Source organism: Nocardiopsis valliformis DSM 45023 (genome assembly GCF_000340985.1).
GTDB lineage: Bacteria > Actinomycetota > Actinomycetes > Streptosporangiales > Streptosporangiaceae > Nocardiopsis > Nocardiopsis exhalans.
In genome coordinates, this window is sequence record NZ_ANAZ01000008.1 from 198,994 (window position 1) to 213,166 (window position 14,173).

The following is a 14,173-nucleotide window of genomic DNA, read 5'->3' on the forward strand; positions in this document are numbered from 1 at the left end:
CGGGAGGAACACACGTTGGACGAGCCCCGCGATCGGCTGCGCCCCATCGACCTGGCCCGGGCCGCCGGGATCTCCACCCAGCAGGTGCGCAACCACGCCGATGAGGGCGTCCTGCCCCCGACCGCACGCACCCCCGCCGGATACCGGGTCTTCACCGAACGCCACCGCCGGGCCCTGCTCACCTTCCGGGCTCTGAGCGCGGGGTTGGGCGGTGCCACCGCCCGCCAGATCATGGCCGCCGTACACGCGGGCGACCTGCCCCAGGCTCTGGCACTGATCGACGCCGCCCACCACACCCTGCACGAGGAGCGCACCGCCCTGCACACCACCGGCCAGGCCCTGGCGGCGGTCGCCGAACAGTCCCCCCAGGTATCGGCCGCGCCCACCGGGGATCTGCGTATCGGTGAGGTCGCCGACCACCTGGGGGTGCGTACCTCCACCCTGCGGGTGTGGGAGGAGGCCGGGCTGCTCGACCCCAAGCGCGAACACCCCACCGGATACCGCCTGTACACCCCGGCCGACCTGCGCGAGGCCCGGATGGTGCACCTGCTGCGCCAGGTCCGCTACCCGCTCCCCGACATCCCTCCGGTCATCCACGAACTCCGACGCAGCGGCGGCAGCGAGGCCCTGCGCGCCGCTCTGGCCCAGCGCGGCGCCGAACTCACCCGGCGCTCACGGGCCATGCTCACCGCCGCCGCCCGCCTGAACGAGTACGCCGAGTACACCCGCTAACCCGGCTGGCTCTCCTCCAAGGCGAAGACCTTGCCCGGGTTGAAGATGCCCCTGGGGTCCAGTGCGCCCTTGACCGCCCGGTGCATCGCCAATACCTGCGGCCCCAGTTCGTCAGCGGCACCGCGCATCTTCAACAGCCCGACCCCGTGCTCGCCGGTGACCGTCCCGCCCACCGCCAGGGCCTGGTCCACGATCACCTCGAACGCCTGCTTGGCCCGGTTCTTGGCCTCCTCGTCCCCGGCCGGGACGATGAACAGGGGATGCAGGTTGCCGTCGCCCGCATGGGCGATGTTGCCGATCTTGGTGTCGAAGCGCTCTGCGGCCGCCTCGATCGCCTCCAGCATGTGCGGCACCTGCGCCTTGGGCACGCACACGTCCTCGGTCAGCAGCGGCCCCAACCGCTCCAGCGCCGGATAGGCCAGCCGTCGCGCCTGGAAGAGCGCCTCGGCCTCCTCTGCGTCGGTGGAGCGCACAGCATAGACCGCCTTCTCCTGCTCGAAGCACTCCAGGATGCGGTCGGCCTCCTCCTGCCCCGACGCCCCGGGCAGGTCACTGCGGGCCAGCAGAAGTACCTCGCCCTCGGCGGACAGGCCCATGTTCTTCCACTCGTCCACGGCCTGCAGGCAGAACCGGTCGATGAGTTCCAGTGCCGAGGGCACGATGCCCGCCGCCGAGACCGCGGCGACCGCATGCCCGGCGTCGGCCAGGGAGTCGAAGTAGCCCACCACGGTGTGTTCCACACCCCGGCGCAGCGGCACCAGGCGCAACGTCACCTCGGTGACCAGACCCAACGTGCCCTCCGAGCCCACCATCAGCCCGGCCAGGTCGTACCCGGTCACCCCCTTGGCAGTGGTCTTTCCCAGCCGCACGACCTCACCGGTGCCCACCACGGCCTCCATGCCCAGCACGTAGTTCCGGGTGACGCCGTACTTGACGCAGCACAGCCCGCCGGCGTTGGTGGCCACGTTCCCGCCGATCGTCGACCACGGCGCCGAAGCGGGGTCGGGCGGGTACCACAGGCCGTCCTGGGCGACCCTCTCGCGCAGGTCGTTGTTGACTACGCCCGGCTGGACGGTGACGGTCTGCTGGACGGTGTCCACCTCCAGCACCCGGTTCATCCGTTCGAAGGAGACCACCACCCAGCCCTGACCGGCGTTGGCCGCACCCGACAGGCCCGTCCCGGCCCCGCGCCCGACCACCGCGACCCCGAGCTCGGCGCAGATCCGCACCACCGCGGCGACGTCGGCGGTGTGGCGGGGGCGCACCACCGCGGCCGGAGCCCCGTAGGGTGCCCACTCGGCCTCGTCATGGGAGTAGCCCTGTACCACCGCGGGATCGGTGACCACCTGTTGCGTCCCGATCGCGGCCAACAGCTCCTCGACGACCCCGGACATGGGCACGCTCCTCACCACTGTGTTTCGGTACCCCTGTGTTTCGCGGTACCTCTGTGTCGGCGCTCACTGCGCTGACGCTGCCCAGCACTCTAACCGGGCAAGTCGCCCCATCACCCCACACCTTCCGGGTACCACCACGCCGCACCGCCCCAGGAGCCCCGGAAGCTGGACCCCCGCCCGGGCCCCACACCCCACCACTCTGCGATGACACACCACGAAACCCCACTAAAAGTCCCCAAAACCACCCGGTGGCGGTGCTAGCTTGGACCACCAAAGCCCGACAAACGCCAGCAACGGCCAGCGTCAACCGCGGCCGCGGAGGTGGGGGACGTGAACACGATCCTGGTCACCGGAGCCACCGGAACCCTGGGCATCCCCGTCGTGGAACAACTACGCCGCACCGACCACCCGGTCCACACCCTGAGCCGCCACCCCGCAACCCTGGCCGACACCGCCCACGCCGTCGACCTGCGCACCGGGCAAGGACTCACCCAGGCACTGACCGGCGTCCACACCGTCGTGCACTGCGCCACCAGCCCCACCGGCGGCGACATCCAGGCCGCCACCCACCTCATCCGCGCCGCCCGCACCACCGGCCTCACCCACCTGGTCTACATCTCCATCGTGGGCTGCGACCGGATCCCCCTGGGCTACTACCGCACCAAACACACCGTCGAGGAAGCCCTGCTCGCCTCCGGCCTGGGCGTGACCGTCCTGCGCACCACCCAGTTCCACCCCCTCATCGAGGACATCTGTACCCGGGCCGCCCGCCTGCCCGTGATGCCCTACCCCGACATCGACATCCAGCCCATCGACCCCACCGAGGTCGCTCTGCGCCTGGTCCGCCTGGCCCTGGAAGAACCCGCCGGACGCGTCCCCGACCTGGGCGGACCCCAGGTGGAGTCTTTCCATGACCTGGCCCGCACCTACCTGGACACCACCCGCACCTCGCGTCGCCTGCTCCCGCTGCGCCTGCCTGGTGCCGTCTTCGCCGCCTACCGCTCCGGCGCCCACCTGACCCCCGACCAGGCCGTGGGCCGCACCACCTTCGCCCAGTACCTGGCCCGCACCCGATGACACACCCAGCGGTCCGGCCCCCGGACACCGTGTCAGCCCCTGTACCGGACAGCACCATGTCGACCATCGCAGCGTTCGCCAAACACGCCGGAGTCCCGGTGCGCATGCTGCGCCACGACGACCCCACCGGCCTGTTGTGCTCGCACCGCGCCGAACTGGCCCGGACCGTCACCGAGACCGAAACACGCCTGGCCCGCCGGGAAGAGCGCCAGCCCAGCTGCTCAGCTGCTCAGCTTGCGGTAGCGGCGCAGCGCCAGCGGAATAAACACCGCCAACAACACCAGCGGCCACACCACCGCCATCAACAACGCGTTCTGCGCCACCCACGACTCACCCACCACCGTGGTGTTACCAAACAAATCACGGCAGGCCAACACCGTCGCCGACAGCGGGTTCCACTCGGCTACCGGCGCCAACCAGCCCGGGATCACCTCGGTGGGCACGAACGTCTCAGCCACCATCGCCAGCGGGAACACCAGCGAGAAGAGCTTCATCGCCGCCTCAGGGCTGCGCACCAGCAACCCCAGGTAGATCCCGACCCAGGTGAACGCCAACCTCAACAGCAACAGCAACCCCAGCGCGGCCAACGCCGCCAACGGCCCGTTGTGCCACTGCCACCCGATCAGCAACCCCATCCCCACCAGGACCACCAGGTCCACCACGGCCGAGACCACATCAGCCATACTGCGTCCCACCAACAGCGCCGAGGGCGCCATCGGCAGCGTCCGGAACCGGTCCACCACACCGCGGCCCACATCCGTGACCACCGCAATCGTCGTGTTCCCGATCCCGAACGCCATCGTCAGCGCAAACAGCCCCGGCATCAGGAAGTCACGGTAGTCCTCACCACCCACCCCCATGGCCGCGCCCATCGCCTCCCCGAAGACGAACCCGAACAGCAGCACCGCCAGCACCGGGATCATCAGCGTGCCGATGACCTCATCAGGCTTGTACACCAGATGCGCCAGGTAACGGCGCGCCACCACCCCCGAATCGGCCACCGCCCACCCCGCACGGTGCACCCAGGCACGCAGCCCCCGGGGCTCGCGTTCAAAGACAGCCAGCTCGGGTATCTCCTGCCCGCCCGGCACCGGTTTGGTCGGTGTGATGGTCATGACCGCTCCCCCCGCGCCCCGCGACGTTTCGCACCCCGGTAATCCCAACCCCGCAGCCCTGCCTCTTCGTCCACTGGGGGCGAACTCCCCTGGCCCGCCTGAACGGCAACCGGCTGCTCACCAGCCCGTTGACCGGGCACCCCCAGCACCGGCCCCGCCTGCCCGCTGCCCTCCCGACCCGCGTCCTGCTCACCGGTCAGGCTCAGGAACACATCATCAAGAGTGGGACGCCGCAACGCAATGTCCTCCACGTCCAGACCCGCCTCGTCCAGAGCCCGCACCACCCTGGTCAGCGCCGCACCGCGCCCACCCATCGACACCCGCACACCCAACGCGTCCACATCCACCTCCGGCCGCGCCCCCGACACCCGGCCCAGCACCCCCGCGGCCACCGACAGCTCCTCGGCCCGGGCAACCACGACCTCCACCAGGCCACCGCCCACCCGCTCCTTCAACTCCTCCGGGCTTCCCTCGGCGATCACCCGCCCCGCATCCACCACCGAGACCCGGTCTGCCAACCGATCGGCCTCCTCCAGGTACTGGGTGGTCAACAACACCGTGGTGCCCGCCGCCACCAGCTCACGCACCGCCCGCCACACCTCGGCGCGGCTGCGCGGATCCAACCCGGTGGTGGGCTCGTCCAGGAACAACACCCGCGGATCCAGCACCAACCCGGCCGCCAGATCCAACCGGCGGCGCATCCCACCCGAGTAGGTGCGCACCGACCGGTCAGCGGCCCCCGTCAGGTCGAAACGCTCCAGCAACTCCACGGCCCGCTCCCTGGAGCGGCGCCGCCCCAGGTGGTACAGGCGACCGAACATCTCCAGGTTGCGCCGCCCGCTCAGGATCTCGTCCACCGCCGCGTACTGGCCCACGAACCCGATCCGGGACCGCACCAACCGTGCCTGGGTGGCCACATCCGCCCCCGCCACCCGGGCCCGCCCCCCGTCGAACCCCAACAGGGTGGCCAGCACCCGCACCGAGGTGGTCTTGCCCGCCCCGTTGGGGCCCAGCAACCCGTGCACCGTCCCCGGCTCCACCAGCAGATCCACCCCGTCCAAGGCGACCTTGCCGCCCGGATAGAGCTTGCGCAACCCCTCGGCCACGATCACAGGTTCGCCGCTCACGAGACCACCGCCTCCCTGGTGAACTCACCGCTCGGCCGCCGCGGAGCCGGAACAACCACCGGTGTGACCTCCTCATAACGCCCCAACGCGATCCGCGCGATGTTGCGCACCGACTCACTGCCCTGCCGGTAATAGGAGCAGTGCCCCGGAATGTCACCGGTCTCGAAGACCCGCGCCCCGTACCCGGGACGCATCGGCGAAGGCCCGTGCCCGATCTCGCCCACATGCCCCCGCGGAAAGAACCGGATCCAGTCCTTGGGCCCCAGCGCCGCCCACAGATTCCCCGAAAACCCCAACTCCTGGCGCGAACGCGCCCCCATGCCAGGGCTGCCCAACGCCACACAGTCACTGACCCGCCCCCGCCCCAGGGCCAGACCACACACCACCGTGCCGTAGCTGTGCCCCACCAACGTCACCCGCGCCGAACCGGGCAGGAACCGGGTCAGCCGGACCAGATCCTGGGCCCCCTCCAACGCCGGACGGCGCGAGACCGCCTCACCGAACCCGCGCGGGGTCCGATACCCCACCCACACCACCACCGCCACCCGCTCACCCGGCGCCACCTCACCCATCGTCTCCAACAGCGTCTGGGCGTTGGCGCGCGGCCGCGTGGCCCGCTTCTGGTTGAAGTAGTTACCCAGGTAGTTGTCGTTACCCGGCACCAGCACCACGATGTGATCCGCGGTGGCCGCGTCCCCCAACTCCTCCACGATCCGACCGTCCTCGGTCCCGTCACAGGCCAGCAGACGAACGCCGTACCCCAGAGCGCGCCCGTAGCGGAGCGGATCAGTGACCGAGTTGGTGGATGGGCCCGCCGTGACCATGACTCTCCCCGAAGCTGCGCAGACAACAGGCTTTCTGATGAATTCCACGCTAGAGACGCCACCGCCCCTGCCACGATGACGCAGACACCCTCTTGCAGGTCCACTCCCACCCACCACCAGCAGTGGTGCCAGCACTACCGCACACCCGAGCAAACGCCCTGAACAGCACAAATCCGCTTGCCCACCGCTTCGGGACCCTGCGAGCATGCCCCCATGCAGATCGTGACCCTGACCCAGCGCCCAGACCTGACCGAGGTCCTAGAGCGCCCCGAACTCAACCCCGGCCCCGAGCTGATGTTCCACGACGCCATCGCCGAGAAACACGGGGACGAGCCAGCCGAGGAGTTCGGCGACTACCAGCTCGCCCTGCTGAACGGCGACGACGCCATCACCTCGGCCCTGTACACCGCGGCCTCCGCCCACCACCAGGGCACCGGAATCAGCACCCGCATGGCCCGGGCCCTGCGCCAAACAGTCGCCGACCAGGCACACCAGGTCGAACCCAACCTGTGGGCCCGGCACCCGATCACCTGAGCCCCAACGCCCCGACCCCATTGCGAACCGGAGCCACCCCCATGAGACCGTCGACACCGCCCCTGCCCCCAACCCAGGGCCTCTACCCCGACGGCACCATCACCCGCGAAGGCTCATTGACCCTGGTCCCCACCGCCTTCACCCCCATGGTCGACGCCCTGCGCACCCGCCTGGGCGAGACCTTCGAAGAGCGCATGCACAGCGCCTACCTGTACGGCAGCATCCCCCGCGGCACCGCCACCCCCGGTGTCTCGGACCTGGACGCACTGGTGGTCCTGCACACCACCCCAGACGAACACGACCACGCCCGGGCTCGCACCCTCCAAGAAGAGATCGACACCGCCTTCGACCAGGTCGAGGGCGGCGGCATCCTCCTGGACTCGGTACCCAACCTGACCAGCGACCTGGAACTGCACGACGCCGGGTTCTTCCTCGCCTGCCTGTGCACCCCGCTCATCGGCCCCGACCTGGCCCAGCAGCTCCCCAACTACCGGCCCACCACCCTGTTGGCCCGCGAGACCAACGGCGACCTGCACCTGACCCTGCCCCGCTGGCGCACCCGCATCGCCCAGGCCACCACCGACACCGACCACCGCACCCTGAGCCGCGGCGTTTCGCGCCGCCTAGTACGCACCGGCTTCACCCTGGTCATGCCCTCCTGGGGCGGATGGACCAGCGACCTGGACCTGGCCGCGGACGTCTTCGGCCACTATTACCCCGACCGCCACGACCAGATGCGCACGGCGGCCCGCACCGCCCAGCACCCCACCACCGACCCCGACCACCTGCACGAACTCGTCGAAGACCTGGCGCCCTGGCTGGCCAAGGAGTACACCACCACCCACGGCGCCAAGGCCCCCCGCCCCTGAACGGGACACCCACCCCCGCTCCGGTTCGGAGCAGGCCTGCACCTGAAACGAGCCCGGGCCCAGAACGGGTCCGGGCTCGAAACAGAGCCGGTTAGAGCCGGGGGCGCAACAGCCTCGGCGACACAAGGCGGGCTGGTCAGACCCGTTCCAGGGATACGTGCGCCCCCGTCGGCTCGGCCACCGTCACTGCCATCCCCGGCTCGACCACCCCGCCCGCCAACACCACACCCATCACCCCGGCCCGGCGCACCAGCTCACCCTGCTCGTCCCGGTACACCATCTGCTTGAGCAGCCCCTGGGAGAACCCGTCGATCTGCGCGCACGGGTTGCGCAGCCCGGTGATCTCCACCCGCGCCTGCCCAAAACCGAGCACCGTGCCCCGGGAGAGCCCCAACAGATCAACCCCACGGGTGGTGATGTTCTCCCCCATCTGCCCCGGCGCGACCGCGAACCCGGCCAGGGCCACCTCCTCCAGGAGTTCGGCGTGCATCAGATGCACCTGGCGCAGGTTCGGCTGGGTCGGGTCCACAGCCACCCGGGAGCGGTGCTTGACCGTCGTGCCCAGGTGCGCGTCCCCTTCCACCCCCAATCCGGCCAACAGGCGGATACTGCCTCGGACGGGTTTGCTGAACGTGTGCTCACCACTGCTGCTGACCGACTCCACGACGGCGGCCATGGCCACCCTCCTCCTGGACGCGATTCCACGGGCCCCAGCCTAGACAGCCCACCCCAACGACTTTCAGGTCACCCCACACCGGCCGGACACACCTGTGCGCACCCCTGGGTCAGTGCTCACCGCCCACCGCACGCAACCCAGTGCGGGTCAGCCGGCCCAACGCCACCTCCGACGCCTGGTCCGCGGGCAGGTACACCACCAGGTACTGGCCCTGGGTGTCCCACCGCTCATAGGAAAGACGCAACTCACCCACCTCAGGGTGGGCCAGCCGCTCCACCCCGCTCACCGGCGGCGCCGACTCCGGGCCCGCCATCCGCTCGGTGAAGGGCGCACCGCCCACGATCGCCAACTCCTCCACCAGGTGCGCCAGGTGCGGGTCCTGCGGGGCCGCCTCCGCACGCAGCTCCGCCAACCGCGCATCGGCCACCCCCTCCCAGTCCGGATAGACCGACCGGGCCCGCTCATCAGCGAAAACGAACCACACCCGGTTCGCAGGCTGGTCATCCTCCACATCCAACAACCCCAACGGCCCCATCAGACGCTCATAGCCCTTCGTGTGCGCGAGCGTCTCACCCAACCGGTTGAACAGCGCCGCCGGAGCGGGCTCCAACCGCTCCAACAGAGCCCGTGTGGCGGCCCGCACCTCCCGCTCAGGAGGCAACCCGCCCGGGCACAGCGCACCCGCACCCGACGCCACCTTGGACAGGTTGCGCAACCGCACCCGCTCACCCACCGACAACCCCAACGCGTCGGCCAACGCCACCAACACCTGCGGAGACGGGTTGCGATCACGCCCCTGCTCCAACCGGGTCAGGTAGTCCACGCTCACACCCGACAGCGTGGCCAGCTCCGCCCGACGCAACCCCGGGGTGCGACGGCGCGTCCCCACCGGCAACCCCACCCGCCCAGGCGGAGTCGACTCACGGCACTCACGCAGGAACGCACCCATTCCGCTCTGATCCATGACCCCGAGTCTACGAGCCGGGCCCCCACCCGATCCTGGCCCTGTCAGGGCCAGCCTCACCGCGGCCTTCCTCCCCACCACCCCCCGGACACACACTGAACCCCATGCCACACACCCACACTCCGAAGGGAAAACACTGATGCGCCACCAACTCCTGGGCCCCTCCGGCCTCCGCGTCTCCCAACTCCTCCTGGGCGCCATGACCTTCGCCAACCCCGACCAGGCCCGCCGCATGGTCGACCTCTACCAGGACGCGGGCGGCAACCTCATCGACACCGCCTCCGCCTACGGAGACAGCGAAGAAGTCCTGGGCGAACTCCTCAAAGGCCGCCGCGACCGCTTCGTGCTCTCCACCAAGTTCACCCTGCCCAGTGATGCGAACGATGCCAACTCCGGAGGCAGCCACCGCCGCAACCTCACCCACACCCTCGAACAGAGCCTGCGCCGCCTACGCACCGACCGCATCGACCTTCTGTGGGTGCACACCTGGGACGAGTACACCCCCATCGAAGAAACCATGCGCGCCCTGGACGACGCCGTCCGCTCCGGCAAGGTCCTCTACCTGGGCGCCTCCAACCTGCCCGCCTGGGTCATCGCCCAAGCCAACACCCTGGCCCACCAGCACGGCTGGACCCCCTTCATCGCCCTCCAGGTGCCCTACAACCCGCTCCAACGCGACATCGAACGCGAACTCCTACCCATGGCCCGCACCCTGGGGCTGAGCCTGACCACCTACAACGGCTTGGCCGCAGGGATCCTCTCCGGCCGCTACACCGACACCACCACCCCCACCACAACCGGGCGCGTGGACCCCACCACCCTGACCGAACACCAACACCGCGCCGCCCGCACCCTCACCCACATCGCCCAGGAAGTGAACGCCACCCCCGCGCAGGTCGCGATCGCCTGGGCCCTGCACCGCTCCCCGCGCATCCACCCCATCCTCGGCGCCAGCCGCACCGAACAACTCCAGGACAACCTGGGCGCACTCCAGGTGACCCTGCCACCCCAAGCCATCGAACACATCGACGCCCTGGCCGACTTCGAACCCGGCTACCCGCACGACCTCAACGCCACCACCCAGACCTGGCTCAACGGCGAGCACCCCGTCACCCCACCGGTGAGCGAACGCCCCTTCGGAAACTAGAACCCGCACGCCCACAACCACAGCCGGGCACTGTCGGATACAACGGTGCCCATGGACACCGACCTGCCGCGCCCCTTCACCATCCGCGAGGGCGACCACCGCATTCACAACCCGCTGAGCCCGAAGAAACTGGCCGCGCTCGGCCGTGCCCTGCACTTGGCGCCGGGCACCCGCGCACTGGACCTGGCCTGCGGTTAGGGAGAGATGCTGTGCACCTGGGCCCGCGAGCACTAGCTCACCGGCACCGGATGGACCTGAGTAGCATCTTCGTGGCCAAAGCCCGCGCCCGCGCCGAGGAACTCGGCTTGCGCGAGCGGGTGGAGTTCATTCATGGTGAGGCCTCCGGCTACCTGGCACCCGAACCGGTCTGCCTCGCTGCCTGTGTGGGCACCACCTGGATCGAACGAACGCCCCTACCCGGGCTGGGGCGTGTTCGCCCTGACGGACCGCTGACCCGGGCCCGCCGAGCTCCGCCACGAGGGCGGAGCTCGGCCCTTCCCGCTCAGTCCTTCGTGCCTGTCAGCGGCGACAGGTCCTTGACCACCCGGGAGGGTTTGCCCGACAGCGAGGTCGCCATCCACCGCTCCACCCCCGGCAACGCCGACAGACGCAGGAACAACCGCCGCAACCGCAACCGGCCCGGAGTACTGGGCAAGAACCAGGAGGTCCCGGTGCGAGCCGCTCGCTGGCGCTCCTCCACCACCGGCCGCCAACGCTGTTCGTAGCGCTCCAACCCCTCGGCCAGGGTGCCCGCACGAGCCAACTCCTCGCCCAGAACGTAGGCGCCGCCCATCCCCATCGACGCGCCCTGGCCAGCCAGAAGCGACACCGCCTGGCAGGCGTCACCTATCAGCACCGTGCGCCCACGGCTCCACCGCTCCATCTCCACCTGGGCGACGTGGTCGTAGTAGACCTGATCGGGTTCGGGGCACAGCTCCAAGGCCCGGGGCACCAGCCAGCCCAGCCCGGCGTAAGCCCGGCGCAACACCACCCGCGGATCCTCGGGCAGCGTGGTGTCATCAGTGCGGTGCACGGCGAAGGCCGCCACCCGATCCCCCTCCAACGCGTACAACCCCATCTGCGCGCCCAGGCTGTCGGTGAGCTGGAAACGGCCCTGGGTCGCGGCGTGCACCCGCACGTCGTGGAAGGTGAACGCACCCGTGTGAAACCCCAGGTGACGCAGGTACCGCTCCTCCTCGCCGAAGACCATTCCCCGCACGGTGGAGTGGATGCCATCAGCCCCCACCAACAGGTCGGCCTCCACCACCTGACCATCGCCCAACCGCACCCGCACCCCGCTCCCGTGTTCGGTGATCTGCTCCGGGGCGCTGGAGTAGCGCACCTCCACCCGAGCCGGCAACGACTCACGCAGAGCCCGCTCCAGGTCCGGGCGCATGATCGAGATCAACTCCCCGCCCAGGGCACGGGCATAGCCCTCGAACTTGATCGCGGCGCGCTGGCGGCCGTGCCCGTCCACCAGGGCGGCCTCGGGGAAGCGGTGGCCCAGCTCACGCAGCCGGGGCAGGAGCCCCATCGCCGCAGCGGCGTCGTAGCCGGGCCCGAAGAAGTCGATCATGTAACCCTGCGGGCGCGGTCCCGGCGCCCGCTCGAGCACGAGAACCTGCCATCCGTGCTGGTCCAGACGTTGGGCCAGGGCCAGACCGGCGATCCCGGCCCCGACGATGACCGCCCGAGCGGTCCCTGGGGGTGTGTTCGTGGTGCTCATTCTCGTTCCTTCGCGGTGGGGTGAGCGGGGGTCAGCAGGCGCCGCAGCACAGAGGCGACGGCCGCCCCGTCCAGGCCGGGGTCCAGGGTGCGGTGCAACATGACGCCGTCCACCGCTGAAGCCAGTACCCGGGCCGTGGACTCGGGGTCATCGATCCCGCCGGCGCGCAACCAGTCGGCCAGCGGGCCGCGGAAACGCTCCAGCACATCGGTGATACCGCGGCGCAACTCGGCGTCGCGCCCGGCCGCGAGGTAGGCCTCGACGAACAGCGTGGAGGTGGGGTCATCGCCCGGGTAGGCGTCCAGCGCCGCCAGAACCAGGTCCAACCCCTCCTGGGGTGCGGTTCCTTCCAACTGGGCCAGGGTCTGTTCGGCCACGGACGCCATCACCCCCAGGGAGGCCTCGTTGAGCAGGGCGTTCAGGGAGGGAAAGTGGTAGTGCACCAGCCCGGCACCCACCCCGGCCCGCTCGGCCAGCACCCGGGTGCTCACCGCCGACCAGCCCCGTTCGACGATGAGCTCGCCAGCTGCCGCGAGCAGGCGCTCACGCACCTGTCGGCTTCGTTCGGTTCCCATCTGTGTCCCCCTCCAAGATTCTTTGGGCGATTGCCCTGGGCACATGCATTGGTCAGTCGCCCAATTTTGAGGATGCCACGAAACCCGCCCCGTGTACAGCCCTTGCGGGCTCCGAACCCCGCTGGGAGGTTCGAACCCCGCAAGGAGTGATCACACCACGACGAAGGAGAAGTCCCTCATCGTCCTGCGCTTGAGCGGGATGTCGATCTTGACCCTGCGCAGCACCTCACTGCGGCTGATCCCCAGGCCGTGGGCGATGAGCTGTTCGGGGCGCACCGGCACGGGCTCCTCGAAGGTCACCCGCACCTCCAAGGGCCAGGGGTCCTCCTCGATCCCGGGAGTGTGGAGTTCCCAGCACCCCTGCCAGTCGAGCGCGAAGCGGTGGCGCCTGGCGAGTGCGGGGTCGAGCAGGACGCCTGCGACCAGGTCGGCGCAGTTCTTCGTGTACCCGTCCAGGAGAGGGGCGGGCAGGGAGCGGACCGGGATCCGGTGGTGGACGGTGAGTCTGCTGGTGCGGTCACAACCCACACAGTTGACCAGCAGCCACACGTCGAGAAGTTTGCCGTTGGCGTTGACACGGAACCTGCCCGCACCCGTGGTGGCCCGATCCTCGGGACAGTCCACACACGGCAGGGCGAGCAGGGGCAGGCGCGTGCGACGCACGGCCCAGGGCAGCACGAAATGAGATCGCGTAGACATGACTCTCTTAAGAACTGACGAAAAGCATGGGAAACAGAGCCGACGGCGACGTCGGCGACCAATGCGCGAAAAGTCAGATCTAAAGAGCGGGGGGCGTCATGTGCGCGCGAATCCTCTCGTAGGCGGCCCCGTCAACCTAGAGGGGCGCCTCGCGCCCGCGCCAATGGTTTTTCGGCGGAGCCGCCTCAGCGGCCGGGCCCAGAGCCGCCGTCGGGGCCGGTGTCGACATCAGCCTCGGGGTCGGGCAGGGGGACGCTCAAGCCGACCTTGACCGGGTCCAGTACCGGCAGGGTGTCGTAGCGGCGCACGTTGGTGTCGTTCATGAACAACCGGTCCGACAACGCACGACAGGCCCCCAGGTTCTCGGTGATGAGCATGACCAGGTAGTCCCACTGCCCGGCCAGGTCATAGCACTGCTGTACCCGCGGCTCGGCGAGCATCCGGGCGCGGAACCGGGCGTGGTGTTCGGCTGACTCCCGCTCCAGGGTCACCAACACCGCGGCCAGGGTGGTGGCCCCCAGCGCGGCCGGGTCCACCACCGCGACCTGCCTGGTGATCACCCCGGCCCGGCGGTAGGCGCGGATGCGGCGCTGGACCGCGCTGGGCGAGAGCCCCACCTGCTCGCCGAGATCGCGCAGGGTACGCCCGGCGTCCTGCTGGAGCAGCCCCAGCAGGTGGTGGTCGATGGGGTCAGGAGAAAAGGGCACGCAACAA

At 69.9% G+C, this 14,173-nt stretch carries 15 protein-coding genes and 1 pseudogene; 6 read left to right on the top strand and 10 right to left on the bottom strand.

Translation table 11 applies throughout. The features are described 5' to 3' along the window. Positions 1–15 precede the first annotated feature (15 nt). Positions 16–732 carry a MerR family transcriptional regulator gene (locus tag D457_RS0109030; protein ID WP_017580331.1) on the top strand — a complete coding sequence of 239 codons (717 nt, stop codon included), beginning with the start codon at positions 16–18 and terminating at the stop codon, positions 730–732. Here the strand turns inward: D457_RS0109030 and D457_RS0109035 are convergent. Continuing rightward, the gene (locus D457_RS0109035; protein ID WP_017580332.1) at positions 729–2,126 is read right to left on the bottom strand and encodes an FAD-binding oxidoreductase; all 1,398 of its coding nucleotides are present in this window, start codon (positions 2,124–2,126) and stop codon (positions 729–731) included. The genes D457_RS0109030 and D457_RS0109035 overlap by 4 nt on opposite strands. 330 nt (positions 2,127–2,456) lie before the next feature. Here D457_RS0109035 and D457_RS0109040 point away from each other — a divergent pair, with 330 nt between their 5' ends. Next, positions 2,457–3,203, top strand: coding sequence for an SDR family oxidoreductase (locus D457_RS0109040; protein ID WP_017580333.1), 747 nt, complete (start codon positions 2,457–2,459; stop codon positions 3,201–3,203). Positions 3,204–3,424: 221 nt separating this feature from the next. Here D457_RS0109040 and D457_RS0109045 read toward each other — a convergent pair whose 3' ends face one another. From D457_RS0109045 to D457_RS0109055, 3 genes and pseudogenes are all read right to left on the bottom strand, one after another. After that, positions 3,425–4,318 carry an ABC transporter permease gene (locus D457_RS0109045; protein WP_017580334.1) on the bottom strand — a complete coding sequence of 298 codons (894 nt, stop codon included), beginning with the start codon at positions 4,316–4,318 and terminating at the stop codon, positions 3,425–3,427. Positions 4,319–4,488: 170 nt separating this feature from the next. Next, positions 4,489–5,445 (bottom strand): annotated as a pseudogene (locus tag D457_RS0109050) (ATP-binding cassette domain-containing protein); the annotation flags it as partial. Next, positions 5,442–6,269 carry an alpha/beta hydrolase gene (locus tag D457_RS0109055; RefSeq protein WP_017580336.1) on the bottom strand — a complete coding sequence of 276 codons (828 nt, stop codon included), beginning with the start codon at positions 6,267–6,269 and terminating at the stop codon, positions 5,442–5,444. The pseudogene D457_RS0109050 and the gene D457_RS0109055, both read right to left, overlap by 4 nt. 213 nt (positions 6,270–6,482) lie before the next feature. On the opposite strand from D457_RS0109055, the gene D457_RS32175 reads away from it, so the two are divergent. Then, entirely contained in the window at positions 6,483–6,803 is a 321-nt protein-coding gene (locus tag D457_RS32175) for a hypothetical protein (RefSeq protein WP_017580337.1), read from the top strand. Between the two features lie 41 nt (positions 6,804–6,844). Next, on the top strand, positions 6,845–7,672 hold the full coding sequence (locus tag D457_RS0109065) for a nucleotidyltransferase domain-containing protein (RefSeq protein ID WP_026116481.1): 828 nt from the start codon (positions 6,845–6,847) through the stop codon (positions 7,670–7,672). A 136-nt stretch (positions 7,673–7,808) separates the two neighbouring features. Here the strand turns inward: D457_RS0109065 and D457_RS0109070 are convergent, their stop codons facing one another. After that, complete coding sequence (locus tag D457_RS0109070; RefSeq protein ID WP_017580339.1) at positions 7,809–8,348, bottom strand: MOSC domain-containing protein; 540 nt, start codon at positions 8,346–8,348, stop codon at positions 7,809–7,811. Between the two features lie 109 nt (positions 8,349–8,457). Then, positions 8,458–9,312 carry a helix-turn-helix domain-containing protein gene (locus D457_RS0109075; RefSeq protein WP_017580340.1) on the bottom strand — a complete coding sequence of 285 codons (855 nt, stop codon included), beginning with the start codon at positions 9,310–9,312 and terminating at the stop codon, positions 8,458–8,460. A 139-nt stretch (positions 9,313–9,451) separates the two neighbouring features. On the opposite strand from D457_RS0109075, the gene D457_RS0109080 reads away from it, so the two are divergent. Both D457_RS0109080 and D457_RS36730 read left to right on the top strand, forming a co-directional pair. Then, positions 9,452–10,459 (top strand): aldo/keto reductase, encoded by a 1,008-nt coding sequence (locus tag D457_RS0109080; RefSeq protein ID WP_017580341.1) that lies wholly within the window; start codon positions 9,452–9,454, stop codon positions 10,457–10,459. Between the two features lie 51 nt (positions 10,460–10,510). Continuing rightward, the gene (locus D457_RS36730; RefSeq protein ID WP_017580342.1) at positions 10,511–10,657 is read left to right on the top strand and encodes a hypothetical protein; all 147 of its coding nucleotides are present in this window, start codon (positions 10,511–10,513) and stop codon (positions 10,655–10,657) included. A 304-nt stretch (positions 10,658–10,961) separates the two neighbouring features. Here D457_RS36730 and D457_RS0109090 read toward each other — a convergent pair whose 3' ends face one another. The 4 genes from D457_RS0109090 to D457_RS0109105 form a co-directional block, all read right to left on the bottom strand. Continuing rightward, positions 10,962–12,185 carry an FAD-dependent oxidoreductase gene (locus D457_RS0109090; RefSeq protein WP_017580343.1) on the bottom strand — a complete coding sequence of 408 codons (1,224 nt, stop codon included), beginning with the start codon at positions 12,183–12,185 and terminating at the stop codon, positions 10,962–10,964. Beyond that, on the bottom strand, positions 12,182–12,760 hold the full coding sequence (locus D457_RS0109095; RefSeq protein WP_017580344.1) for a TetR/AcrR family transcriptional regulator: 579 nt from the start codon (positions 12,758–12,760) through the stop codon (positions 12,182–12,184). The genes D457_RS0109090 and D457_RS0109095 overlap by 4 nt, the downstream gene beginning before the upstream one ends. Before the next feature lie 150 nt (positions 12,761–12,910). Further along, entirely contained in the window at positions 12,911–13,459 is a 549-nt protein-coding gene (locus D457_RS0109100) for a DUF1062 domain-containing protein (protein WP_039831098.1), read from the bottom strand. A 185-nt stretch (positions 13,460–13,644) separates the two neighbouring features. Next, complete coding sequence (locus tag D457_RS0109105) at positions 13,645–14,166, bottom strand: Lrp/AsnC family transcriptional regulator (protein ID WP_017580346.1); 522 nt, start codon at positions 14,164–14,166, stop codon at positions 13,645–13,647. Between the last annotated feature and the right edge of the window lie 7 nt (positions 14,167–14,173).

Coding starts and splice junctions, on each gene's coding strand:
- D457_RS0109035 (WP_017580332.1), bottom strand. CDS start 2,126: ATGTCCGGGGTCGTCGAGGAGCTGTTGGCCGCGATCGGGACGCAACAG.
- D457_RS0109045 (WP_017580334.1), bottom strand. CDS start 4,318: ATGACCATCACACCGACCAAACCGGTGCCGGGCGGGCAGGAGATACCC.
- D457_RS0109055 (WP_017580336.1), bottom strand. CDS start 6,269: ATGGTCACGGCGGGCCCATCCACCAACTCGGTCACTGATCCGCTCCGC.
- D457_RS32175 (WP_017580337.1), top strand. CDS start 6,483: ATGCAGATCGTGACCCTGACCCAGCGCCCAGACCTGACCGAGGTCCTA.
- D457_RS0109065 (WP_026116481.1), top strand. CDS start 6,845: ATGAGACCGTCGACACCGCCCCTGCCCCCAACCCAGGGCCTCTACCCC.
- D457_RS0109070 (WP_017580339.1), bottom strand. CDS start 8,348: ATGGCCGCCGTCGTGGAGTCGGTCAGCAGCAGTGGTGAGCACACGTTC.
- D457_RS0109075 (WP_017580340.1), bottom strand. CDS start 9,312: ATGGATCAGAGCGGAATGGGTGCGTTCCTGCGTGAGTGCCGTGAGTCG.
- D457_RS0109080 (WP_017580341.1), top strand. CDS start 9,452: ATGCGCCACCAACTCCTGGGCCCCTCCGGCCTCCGCGTCTCCCAACTC.
- D457_RS36730 (WP_017580342.1), top strand. CDS start 10,511: ATGGACACCGACCTGCCGCGCCCCTTCACCATCCGCGAGGGCGACCAC.
- D457_RS0109090 (WP_017580343.1), bottom strand. CDS start 12,185: ATGAGCACCACGAACACACCCCCAGGGACCGCTCGGGCGGTCATCGTC.
- D457_RS0109095 (WP_017580344.1), bottom strand. CDS start 12,760: ATGGGAACCGAACGAAGCCGACAGGTGCGTGAGCGCCTGCTCGCGGCA.
- D457_RS0109100 (WP_039831098.1), bottom strand. CDS start 13,459: ATGTCTACGCGATCTCATTTCGTGCTGCCCTGGGCCGTGCGTCGCACG.